At 66.9% G+C, this 11,907-nt stretch carries 7 protein-coding genes and 2 pseudogenes; all 9 read right to left on the bottom strand.

All coding sequences use genetic code 11. The features are described from left to right. Positions 1–1,207: pseudogene (locus R1101_RS26170) on the bottom strand (DNA-directed RNA polymerase subunit beta'); the annotation flags it as partial. A 115-nt stretch (positions 1,208–1,322) separates the two neighbouring features. Then, a complete protein-coding gene (gene rpoB, locus R1101_RS0108255) occupies positions 1,323–4,829 on the bottom strand; it encodes a DNA-directed RNA polymerase subunit beta (protein WP_026003030.1) in 3,507 nt (1,168 codons plus the stop codon). A 390-nt stretch (positions 4,830–5,219) separates the two neighbouring features. Further along, complete coding sequence (locus R1101_RS0108250; RefSeq protein ID WP_026003029.1) at positions 5,220–6,041, bottom strand: hypothetical protein; 822 nt, start codon at positions 6,039–6,041, stop codon at positions 5,220–5,222. 31 nt (positions 6,042–6,072) lie between these two features. After that, positions 6,073–6,633: a hypothetical protein gene (locus tag R1101_RS0108245; protein WP_016932966.1), complete on the bottom strand. Its 561-nt coding sequence runs from the start codon at positions 6,631–6,633 to the stop codon at positions 6,073–6,075. A gap of 140 nt (positions 6,634–6,773) precedes the next feature. Continuing rightward, entirely contained in the window at positions 6,774–8,021 is a 1,248-nt protein-coding gene (locus R1101_RS0108240; RefSeq protein WP_026003028.1) for an MCE family protein, read from the bottom strand. Then, the gene (locus R1101_RS0108235) at positions 8,018–9,346 is read right to left on the bottom strand and encodes an MCE family protein (protein ID WP_016932964.1); all 1,329 of its coding nucleotides are present in this window, start codon (positions 9,344–9,346) and stop codon (positions 8,018–8,020) included. The genes R1101_RS0108240 and R1101_RS0108235 overlap by 4 nt, the downstream gene beginning before the upstream one ends. Then, a complete protein-coding gene (locus R1101_RS0108230; RefSeq protein ID WP_016932963.1) occupies positions 9,343–10,593 on the bottom strand; it encodes an MCE family protein in 1,251 nt (416 codons plus the stop codon). The genes R1101_RS0108235 and R1101_RS0108230 overlap by 4 nt, the downstream gene beginning before the upstream one ends. Next, positions 10,593–11,591 (bottom strand): MCE family protein, encoded by a 999-nt coding sequence (locus R1101_RS0108225; protein WP_016932962.1) that lies wholly within the window; start codon positions 11,589–11,591, stop codon positions 10,593–10,595. The genes R1101_RS0108230 and R1101_RS0108225 overlap by 1 nt, the downstream gene beginning before the upstream one ends. Further along, positions 11,588–11,907, bottom strand: a pseudogene (locus tag R1101_RS26165) (MCE family protein); the annotation flags it as partial. The pseudogene R1101_RS26165 and the gene R1101_RS0108225, both read right to left, overlap by 4 nt.

Here is an 11,907-nt window from a genome sequence, read left to right as displayed (position 1 = left end):
ACAGCGACTTCAGCGGACGGTTACCGGGACCGGTGACCGGCCGGCCACGACGGCCGTTGTCGAACAGGGCGTCGACCGACTCCTGCAGCATCCGCTTCTCGTTGTTGACGATGATCTCGGGAGCGCCGAGGTCGATCAGTCGCTTGAGGCGGTTGTTGCGGTTGATGACGCGGCGGTACAGGTCGTTGAGGTCGGAGGTCGCGAAGCGGCCACCGTCGAGCTGCACCATCGGACGCAGTTCCGGCGGGATCACCGGCACGGCGTCGAGCACCATGCCCATGGGCGAGTTGCCGGACTGCTGGAACGCCGCCACGACCTTCAGGCGCTTGAGAGCACGCAGCTTCTTCTGGCCCTTGCCGCTGCGGATGGTCTCGCGCAGCGACTCGGCCTCGGCGTCGATGTCGAAGTTCTCGATGAGCTTCTGGATCGCCTCGGCACCCATGGCACCGGTGAAGTACTCGCCGTAGCGGTCCTGGAGCTCGCGGTAGATCATCTCGTCGACGATCAGATCCTTCGGCTTCAGCTTCGTGAAGGTCGTCCAGATCTCGTCGAGACGGTCGAGCTCGCGCTGCGCGCGGTCGCGGAGCTGACGCATCTCGCGCTCGCCGCCGTCCTTGACCTTGCGGCGGACGTCGGACTTGGCGCCCTCGGCCTCGAGTTCGGCGAGGTCGGCTTCGAGCTTCTGCGCCCGGGCCTCGAGGTCGGCGTCGCGCTGATCGGCGACCGACTTCTTCTCGACCTCCATCTCGGCTTCGAGAGTGGAGAGCTCGTTGTGGCGCAGCTCGTCGTCGACCGACGTGATGACGTACGCGGCGAAGTAGATGATCTTCTCGAGATCCTTCGGCGCGAGGTCGAGCAGGTAGCCGAGACGGCTCGGCACACCCTTGAAGTACCAGATGTGGGTCACCGGAGCGGCGAGCTCGATGTGACCCATGCGCTCGCGGCGGACCTTGGCGCGGGTCACCTCGACGCCGCAGCGCTCGCAGATGATGCCCTTGAAGCGGACACGCTTGTACTTGCCGCAGTAGCACTCCCAGTCCCGGGTGGGACCGAAGATCTTCTCGCAGAACAAGCCGTCCTTCTCGGGCTTGAGCGTGCGGTAGTTGATGGTCTCGGGCTTCTTGACCTCGCCGTACGACCAGTTACGGATGTCCTCGGCGGTGGCCAGGCCGATCCGGAGTTCATCGAAGAAGTTGACGTCGAGCACGTAACTTCCTTTCCCCTGTGCGGGTTGTGTTGCTGCTAGTTGTCGCTATCGCTGCCGGGACCCGACGCGGTACGCCTCCGAAAGACCGGTTCGGCGTACCGCATCGGGTCGGCTCCTAGTTCGCGAGGTCGTCGACCGTGGCCGACTCGTTGCGGGAAAGGTTGATGCCCAGGTTGGCGGCCGCCCGCTCGAGGTCCTCGTCGTCGCCGTCGGCCATCGCGATGGCCGCGCCGTCGCTGGAGAGCACCTCCACGTTCAGGCACAGCGACTGGAGTTCCTTGAGGAGCACCTTGAACGACTCGGGGATACCCGGCTCGGGGATGTTCTCGCCCTTGACGATGGCCTCGTAGACCTTCACGCGGCCGACCACGTCGTCGGACTTGATCGTGAGCAGCTCCTGGAGCGTGTAGGCGGCACCGTAGGCCTGCATCGCCCAGCACTCCATCTCACCGAAGCGCTGACCACCGAACTGCGCCTTACCACCGAGCGGCTGCTGCGTGATCATCGAGTACGGGCCGGTCGAACGCGCGTGGATCTTGTCGTCGACCAGGTGGTGCAGCTTGATGATGTACATGTAGCCGACCGACACCGGGTACGGGAACGGCTCGCCGGAGCGACCGTCGAACAGCGTCGCCTTGCCGTCGGGACCGACCATGACCTCGCCGTCGCGGTTCGGCAGCGTCGAGGACAACAGACCCGTCAGCTCCTCCTCGCGGGCACCGTCGAACACCGGGGTGGCGATGTTGGTGTCGGGCTCGGCGGCGAGCATCTCCTCGGAGAGGTTCTGCGCCCACTCGGGACGGCTGCCGTCGCCGGCCACCTGGATCTGCCAGCCGGCCTTGCCGATCCAGCCGAGGTGCGTCTCGAGCACCTGACCGATGTTCATACGACGCGGAACACCGTGGGTGTTCAGGATGATGTCGACCGGGGTGCCGTCGGGGAGGAACGGCATGTCCTCCTGCGGGAGGATCTTGCCGATGACGCCCTTGTTGCCGTGGCGGCCGGCGAGCTTGTCGCCGTCCTGGATCTTGCGCTTCTGCGCCACGTACACACGGACGAGCTCGTTGACACCCGGAGGCAGATCGTCGTCGTCCTCGCGCGAGAACACGCGCACGCCGATGACCTTGCCGTTCTCGCCGTGGGGCACCTTCAGCGAGGTGTCGCGCACCTCGCGCGCCTTCTCACCGAAGATCGCGCGGAGCAGGCGCTCCTCGGGGGTAAGCTCGGTCTCGCCCTTCGGCGTGACCTTGCCGACGAGGATGTCGCCGTCGCGGACCTCGGCACCGATGCGGACGATGCCGCGCTCGTCGAGATCGGCGAGGACCTCGTCGGAGACGTTCGGGATGTCGCGGGTGATCTCCTCGGCACCGAGCTTGGTGTCGCGGGCATCGATCTCGTGCTCCTCGATGTGGATCGAGGTGAGCACGTCCTCCTCCACGAGGCGCTGCGACAGGATGATCGCGTCCTCGTAGTTGTGGCCCTCCCACGGCATGATCGCCACAAGCAGGTTCTTGCCGAGCGCCATCTCACCGTTCTCGGTGCAGGGGCCGTCGGCGAGGACCTGGCCGGACTCGACGCGCTGTCCCTCGTCCACGATCGGACGCTGGTTCGAGCAGGTGCCCTGGTTCGAACGGTCGAACTTGCGCAGACGGTAGGTCTTGCGGGTTCCGTCGTCGGCCATCACGGTGATGAAGTCGGCGGAGACCTCTTCGATCACGCCGCTCTTCTCGGTGACGATGACGTCGCCGGCGTCGACGGCGGCACGCAGCTCCATGCCCGTACCGACGATCGGCGACTCGCTGCGCACCAGCGGCACGGCCTGACGCTGCATGTTCGCGCCCATGAGGGCACGGTTGGCGTCGTCGTGCTCGAGGAACGGGATCATGGCGGTCGCGACCGACACCATCTGGCGCGGGGAGACGTCCATGTACTCGACCTGGTCGGCGGAGACGTACTCGATCTCGGCGCCCTTCTTACGGACGAGCACCCGCTCGTCCGCGAAGCGGCTGTCGGAACCGATCGGCGAGTTGGCCTGCGCGATGAGGTAGCGGTCCTCCTCGTCGGCGGTGAGGTACTCGACCTCGTCGGTGACGACACCGTCGACGACCCTGCGGTAGGGCGTCTCGATGAAACCGAACGGGTTGACCCGCGCGTACACCGACAGCGAGCCGATCAGGCCGATGTTCGGGCCTTCCGGGGTCTCGATCGGGCACATGCGGCCGTAGTGGGACGGGTGGACGTCGCGGACCTCGAGGCCGGCGCGCTCACGCGACAGGCCACCGGGGCCGAGCGCCGACAGGCGACGCTTGTGGGTCAGGCCCGAGAGCGGGTTGTTCTGGTCCATGAACTGCGACAGCTGGGAGGTTCCGAAGAACTCCTTGATCGCGGCCACGACCGGACGGATGTTGATCAGGGTCTGCGGCGTGATCGCCTCGACGTCCTGGGTGGTCATGCGCTCACGGACCACGCGCTCCATGCGGGACAGGCCCACCCGGATCTGGTTCTGGATGAGCTCGCCGACCGTGCGCAGACGACGGTTGCCGAAGTGGTCGATGTCGTCGACCTCGACGGGAACCTCGACGCCGCCGGGGACGGTCATCTTGTTCTCACCCGCGTGCAGGCGCACGAGGTACTCGATCGTGGCGACGATGTCTTCCTCGGTGAGGGTGGACGCCTCGATCGGCTGGCCCGTGTTCAGGCCGAGCTTCTTGTTGATCTTGTAACGGCCCACGCGCGCCAGGTCGTAGCGCTTGTCCTTGAAGAAGAGGTTCTCCAGCAGGGTCTGCGCGCTCTCCTTGGTCGGCGGCTCGCCCGGACGGAGCTTGCGGTAGATGTCGAGGAGCGCCTCGTCGGTGCCCGCCGTGTTGTCCTTCTCGAGCGTCGACATCATGATCTCGGAGAACCCGAAACGCTCGACGATCTGCTCGGTGGACCAGCCCAGCGCCTTGAGCAGCACGGTGACCGGCTGACGACGCTTGCGGTCGATACGCACACCGACGGTGTCGCGCTTGTCGACGTCGAACTCGAGCCAGGCACCGCGGCCCGGGATGACCTTGACGCTGTGCAGGTCCTTCTCGGTGCTCTTGTCGACGTTCTTGTCGAAGTACACACCGGGCGAACGCACGAGCTGCGACACCACGACACGCTCGGTGCCGTTGATGATGAAGGTGCCCTTGTCGGTCATCATCGGGAAATCACCCATGAAGACCGTCTGGCTCTTGATCTCACCGGTGTTGTTGTTGATGAACTCGGCGGTGACGAACAGCGGAGCCGCGTACGTCATGTCCTTGTCCTTGCACTCCTCTACGGAGGCCTTGACCTCGTCGAAACGAGGGTCGGAGAAGGACAGGGACATCGAACCCGAGAAGTCCTCGATGGGCGAGAGCTCGTCGAGGATTTCTTCCAGGCCACCGACGACGTGACCGTCGCCGCGCTCCGCAGCCTTCGCGCGCCAGCGCTCCGAGCCGATCAACCATTCGAACGAATCGGTCTGTAGATCGAGGAGCCCGGGAACTTCGAGGGGTTCGCGAATCTTCGCGAACGACACCCTCGTCGGGGCTCCGGGGATTCCGGCTACTGCCTTGGTCTGGCTAGAGACTGCCAAGATGCGTCCTTCCAGCACCTCATGCGGGCCGCTCCAACCGGTGCGACCGCCGCTGTACCTGCTTCTTCATGTGGGGCGTTTTCGCTGGTCGCAACCCGATCGGAAACCCCACCGACACACCGGGACGAACTCGCCCGAACAGGCGAATTCCGACTCGGCGATCAGAAGGTGAACAGGAGGCAGCCAGCGCAAACAACCAACCTACACCTGAGTAGGTGTAATGTCCACAGGGGTGCCTGAAAGAAACCTGGCAAACGACCGCGAGCGGCTCACGAGGAAGCCTTCAGTCGAACAGGCGTACCGATAGAGTGACCGCTCGCGTCGCCCGCGTCAAGACCGAGCGTCAGGAACGATCCGCGCGTCGCCACCGGAAAGACCGCCCTCGACGACGGCGATCCGCCGTCGTCGTCACCGGTCGCGGATCTCCGAGACCAGCCATCGTCCATCCGGCTTCTCCATCCTCACCAGCAGCGGCGCGGCCGCGCTCCCCTGGGCGATGCCGTCGCCGGTGGCACTCACGTTGATGTACGCAGCAACCTCCGCGTGGGTGTCGTCGAGCATCGTCGCGCCGATGTGCTCGACCATCACCTCGGTGACGGTGCGGGTGTCGACCGCGGCCTTCTTGGTGACGTCGGCAGTCGAGTCGAACTCCTCGAGCCGCTCCGGGGTCAGCAACTCCCGGATCTGCGCGAAGTCCTCGTCGATCGTCCGGTAGTCGTAGCCGTGCATCGTCTCGATCGCGACCTTCGCGGCCTCGGTGACCTCCTGCGTGGCCGCAGTATCGACCCACGCCGCGTTGGAGACCTCGGCACCGGGACGGAAGGCGGCGACCGCGGCGATCACCGCGAGCACGACCGCCACTGCACCGACGACGACCACCGGCCGCCACCCACCGGACCCGCGCTGCGGCGCGTCGATGTCTCCGGTGTCGGCTGCGGGACGATCGGGTGAGTTCGCCTGCTCGCGCGGGATCTCGGAAGTCCCGGTCTCCGCCCCGACGTCGCTCTCCGTCCGGGGGTCCGTCTTCGCCGGCTTCTCCAGGTTCACCTCGGCGGGCCGGACCGGTTCGGGCGACGAGGACGCCGCGTCCGAAGGCACGATCGACCGCTCCGGGGCGTCCGAGCGCTCGTCGTCGGCGGGTGTCATCCGCGGTGGCCGGGACGATCCGGCGACCTTCGGCCGGCGGCGCGGGGGCCCGCTCGGACCGGACTTGCGTCGCTGCGGGGGCACTACACGTTCTCCTTCGTCGACTTGCCGAACATCACGGGCCGGCCGCTCCCTCGGGTGCGGTCTCCGCGCCGGGGACCGGAGCGGGATCCGAGGGCGTCGTGCCGGGCGCCGGTCCCGACTCCATCTCGGCCGATGCGAGCGGTTCGATCGTCTCGGCCTTCCACACATCGCCGTCCTTGCGCAACGACACGAGTACCGGAACCTTGTTCGTCACGAAGTACTCGGGGGTCTCGGTGCGCACCGCGAGCACCACCAGCGCTTGTCCGAGATCGTCGTCGGTGTTGAGTTCGGTGAGCGTGCCGAACAGCACCTCCGCCGACATGCTCGTGCCGGTCTCCGCGACCCGCGCCCGGATGTCCTCCTCGGTCGCTGCCAGATCGTTGCGCAGGGCGTCGCCGGTGATCGACGACCGCATGTTCTCGATGGACACATCGACAGCGTCGGCGTCGACACTGTTCAGATTGACGGCGGCCTGCATCGCTCCCGACAACGCGGCATCGCGCGCCTCGGCGGCCGCCCGATCCACCAGGAGCGCGTGCCCCCAGCCGTACCCGAACCACACCGCTGCCCCGAGAGCGACGGCGGCGAGCACGGAGACAGCGACGAGGGCTGCTCTGCGTGCTCCGCCCGCACCTCGCGCATCCCCCGGCGACAGGTCGTCGGCAGACGGGGGCGGGACGGGCGGAGCGTCGGAGGATCTTGGTGCACTCACTCCACAAACCTACTTACTGCTCACTTCGGGGTGACTCCGAGCAACGGCGCGAGCTGCGTCGCGATCGGATTCAGGTTGAGCTTGTCCGGGTCCTTCTTCGGTGTGAAATCCCAGGGCTGGATCGTGTTCGGATCGGCGAAGACGATGCGGTTCGCGCTCCGCACGCCGGTGACACTGCCCTGGGGTACCTCGCACGACGCGTTCGTGTCGAGCGGGAAATCCTGCTGGGTGTCGTCGAAGTTCGGATCCTGCGCGCGCATCTGCTCGAGGATCTCCTGCGTCCCCTCGTACCCGATGGTGCACGAAGGTGGATTGTTGGTCTCGAGCACTATGCCTTGCCGCACCGCGCCGTCGCCCGGAGCGACCGTACTCGCACTGGCTGCGACCGCAGGCAGGAAGGCCAACAGCGGCTGCAGGGCGGTCGCTTGCGGCGCGGCCGTCTCCGCCACCGCGGCGAGGTTGGCGAGGTCGGTCGTCAGACCCGGACCGGAACCCTCGATCAATTGCGAGAGCTGATCGCTCGCGTCGGTGCCGGTCTCGATGAGCCGCCGCAGATCGGGATCGCTATCGCGGAGCTGAGCGGTCACCAGATCCAGGTCCGAGCTGAACTGCCGGATCGCCGACGACTGGTCGGACTGCGTGTTCAGCACCGTGAGGCTGTCGCGGATCAAGGTGACCGTCTGCGGCAGATATTCCGACCCCTTCTCGCTGAGACCGGCAAGCGCGTCGATGAGAACCTGCAGGTCGTCGCCTCGGCCGTCGAAGGCCGCTCCGAGTTCGGTGACGACCGTGCGCAGCGGTTCGAGCGGAACCGAACGCACTAGGTCGTTCGTGCTCACGAGCAGATCCTCGACCGGCGTGGGCAGATCCTCCTCGGTGCCCACGATCACCGACCCGTCCGTGAGGTACGGGCCCTCGTCGTTCGGCGGCTGGAGATCGACGTACTGTTCGCCGATCGCCGACCGGTTGGCCACCACCGGCCGCGCCGACGCGGGGATCTGCGGGCCGCCGTTGTCCAGCCGCAGCTCGACGTTGATGCCGTCGTCCGTGAGCGTGAGCGGCCCGACCCGGCCCACCGGTACGCCGCGGTAGGTGACCTCGGCGTTCGGGAAGACACCGCCGGCGCTCGGGAACCGCGCGTCGACGGAGTACTGGCCGAATCCCATCAGGTTGTCGAGACGCACGTACCGGGCGCCGACGAACACGACGCCGAGCAGCGCGATGATCACGAACAGCGCGAGCTGCACTTTCACCAGGCGCGATCTCACTGCCCACCCCCGAGTCCTAGCTGATTCAGCACACCGTCCAGCGGCCCCGGCGGCGGGGCCTCGTCACCTTCGGTACTCGTGTCGGCACCCGCCTCGGTGACCCCCGGGATCTCGATTCCGTCGGGCAGCGACACGCCCTCGGGCAGCCTCAGACCGCCCGGCAGCCTCGGGGTGGGAAGCACCGGCAACAACGACACCGTCGGCCAGCCGGGTGCCGGGCCGTTGCCGCCGTAATACGGGTTGGACGGATCGACCAGCGGCTTCGGGTTGCCGAAGGCCGGCTCACGGTAGACCGGTTCGCCCTGACCCACGCCGAGCGCGGCCAGCGCATCGCCGATCTGCAGGTCGACCAGCAGGAAGAGGTTTACCGAGCTGCCCAGCGCGACCTTCTCGACGCCGTCCGGGAACGGCACCGTGGGCACGAAGGCGAGTGCCTCGACGAGGTCGTCGCCCGAGGCCGCGAGTTGCTGGAGAGTCGGCCGCAGCGCGAGCAGATCGGCGATCAGATCCTCCTTGGATCGATCGAGAACGTCGACACCCGCGGTGCCGAGCCGGTCGAGCTGACCGAGCAACTGGGTGAGCTGGGGCCGCTGCTGTTCGAGCACCTCGGTCGCGACCGGCAGCTCGTCGAGTACCGCAGCGATCTTCTCGTTCTGATCCGCGACCCGCACCGTCAGCTCGTCGAGACCGTCCAGTGCCCGCGTGATGTCGTCGCGCTGCTGTTCGAGGCCGGTGATGAGCGTTTCGGCCTGCTCGATGAGGCTGCGGGTGGTGCCTTCGCGCCCCTCGAAGGCCGTCGACAACTCGCTGACGATCGGCGCGAGCTGACCCACACCGCCACCGTTGAGCAGCAGTGACAGCGCGCCGAGCACCGGTTCGAGTTCGGTCGCGTGCCGAGTCCGCTCGAGCGGGATCACGTCGCCGTCGGCGAGCCGGCCGGTGGGGGGCTCGTCCTCCGGCGGGGTGAGCTGAACGAACTTCTCACCGAGCAGGCTCGATTGTTCGACGGTCGCGAAGGCGTTCGCCGGCAGGTCGACGCTCGAGTCGAGCACGATGCCGACATCGGCGGTCCATCCGAAATCGGATGCGACCGAGATGGATTCGACGCGGCCCACCGGGACACCGTCGACCTTCACACTCGACTGCGGAACGAGGTCGAGCACATCGTCGAACTGGATCGACAGACGGATCGGGTCGCTGCCCACATCGGCGCCGCCGGGCAGCGGGACGTCGGACAACCCCCCGCACCCCGTGACCGTCACCGCGACCACGCACGCGGCCGCGCCGAATGCCGTTGCGCGACCCGCGCTCTTCGCGCCGCTCACCGATCTTCTCCCTGGAGGTCGAAACGGGGCGAGACCACGCCGGGCACCGTGCCCGGAGTGACCTGCCGCTGAATGTTCTCACCGCTGAGGATCCCGAACGGCAGGATCAGATCCGGGGACCGCTGGTCCTCGGTGATCTGCGTCGCGACATCGCGGCAACGGTCGATCAACGGCTGCATCTGCCGGCCGAGCTGCTCGAAACGTGGGTCTCCGGGCACGAGCTTCCCCAGGTCGATGAGCTTGCACACCGCCCCTGCGGGATCCTGCAGGTCGGGCAGCACCAGCCGTGAGGCGAGCGCGCCCGCTTCGGCGTCGTACGAGTTGACGAGATTGCTCACCGCCAGCGGGAGCAGCGTCAGCGAATCCACGAGTTCCTGGCGCCGGTTCGCCAAGGTCTCCGTGATCGGCACGAGCGCATCGACATTGTCCTTCACGGCAGCCTGGTTGTCGCGCACGAACGTCGCGACGTCGCCGAGCGTGACCGACAGGGTGTTCAGGGCCTCGCCGAGATTCTGCCGCTCCCCCGCCAGGAAACCCGACAGATCGGCGAGCTGGGCGTTGAACTGTCGAACCTGCTCGTCGTTGGCCGCGAGGGCACTGACGAAGATCTGCAGGTTCTCGATCGTCCCGTAGAGATCGTCGCGCGACTGGTCGAGCGTGCGCGCAGCAGCCGACAGGTTCTCGATGCTCTGCCCGAGCGCCTCGCCGTTGCCGGCAAGATTCTGCGCCCCGACCTCCACGAAGTCGGTGAGTGCGCCTTCACGGTTCGCCCCGTTCGGGCCGAGCGCGCGCGACAGTTCGTCGATGCTCGCATAGAGCGCATCGACCTCCACCGGGGTGGCGGTGCGGTCACGATCGATCACCGCGCCGCTGCTCATCGTGTCGCCACCGGTGTAAGCAGGGGTGAGCTGGACGTAGCGGTCGGCGACGACGGACGGCGTGATCTGCACGGCACGCGCGTCGGCGGGAATGTCGACCCCGCGATCGACCCGCAGCCCGACCTTCACGAGGTCGCCCTGCGGTTCCACGGACGTCACCTTCCCCACCTCGACGCCCAGCACCCGGACGTCGGAACCCTCGTAGATGCCGACGGCCTTGTCGAAATAGGCAGTGATCTCGGTGGTGCCCAGCCGGGTGAACATCCACCACCCCACTCCGGCCAGGGCCACCACGCCCGCGACGACGGCTGCGATCAGCGCGATGCGCCCGCGGTTGCCGCGGGACCCGCCGTTCTCGGCGTGTGCCATCAGTTGCCCCCTTCCAGACGGCGGCCGGGCTCGCGGTAACCGGGAATCTCGGGCAGGCCGGGCGGCGTGAGGTTCACGATGACCTGGTCGAACCAGCGGCCGTTGCCGACGACATTGGTGTAGACGCGGACGAACGGTTCGTACAGTTGCATCGCCCGATCGAGGTTGTCGTTGTTCTCCTGGAGGACGTCGACGACACCGCGGAGTTGCTGCAGGGCGGGACCGATGGTCTCGCGGTTCTCCTCGACGAGTCCCGACAGTTCGGCCGACAGTCTCCTGGTGCCGTCGAGCAATTGCGAGATCGCCTGCTGACGGTTGTTGAGTTCCTCGACGAGCAGGGCACCGTCGGAGAGCAGCCGGTTGAACTCGGCATTGCGGTCGGCGAGCACCTTCGACACGTTGCCGGTCGCGTCGAGCAGCCGCTTCAACTCCTGATCGCGGCTCGAGACCGTCTCGGACAGGCGGCTGATGCCGTCGATCGAAGCCCGGATGTCGTCGGGTGTCTCCGAGAACGCCTCCGACAGGGTCTCGAAGCCTGCCGCCAGCTGTTCGGAGTCGATCTCACCGAGGGTCGTGGCCGCCGACGAGAACGCCTCGATCACATCGTACGGCGCGACCGTCCGGTCGAGCGGGATCCGGTGATCGGGGTCGAGCACCTCCGTGCCCCGCGGGTCGAGTGCGAGATATTTCTGCCCGAGGATGGTCTTGATCTGGATCGAGGCGGACGTGTCGTTCCCGACCCACGCGTCCTGGACCTTGAACGAGACGATCACCCGGTCGCCTTCGAGGTCGACGCCGGTGACCTTGCCGACCTTCACGCCGGCGATGCGCACCTCGTTGGTGGGTTTGAGGCCCGCGGCCTCGCTGAACTCGGCCTTGTAGGTCGCGCCTGCCCCGATGATGGGTAGTTCGTCGAGGAAGAAAGCGGACAGTGTCCCCAGCAGCACCACGACGATGCCCAGGGCACCGGCGGCGGCCGGACTACGACGTGTGCTCATCGTCCCTGCAACTCCTGCATCCCGTCCTGCGAGCAACGCTTGGCCGCATTCGTGTAGATGGGTTGATTCACGGTCGGCAACCCTGTCGGCAGATTGAGGTACGGAACCGAGCCGGGACCTGCGATGACGTCGATACCGCACAGATAGAACTGGAACCACGAGCCGTAACTGGCGACGCGTGCGAGCTTGTCGAGCTTCACCGGCAGCGTCTCGAGGACACGGTCGAGCTCGCCGCGATTCGCGTTGAGGTTCGAGGCCACCTGATCGAGGGCCGTGATCGACTGCGCGATCGACGGGCGGGTGGGTTCGAGCACGT

Origin of the sequence: Rhodococcus sp. R1101 (assembly GCF_000278445.1) — a bacterium.
Classification (GTDB): Bacteria; Actinomycetota; Actinomycetes; order Mycobacteriales; family Mycobacteriaceae; genus Rhodococcus; species Rhodococcus gordoniae.
Note: the sequence above shows the minus strand (reverse complement) of the source record. Positions and strands in the feature narration are given on the sequence as shown.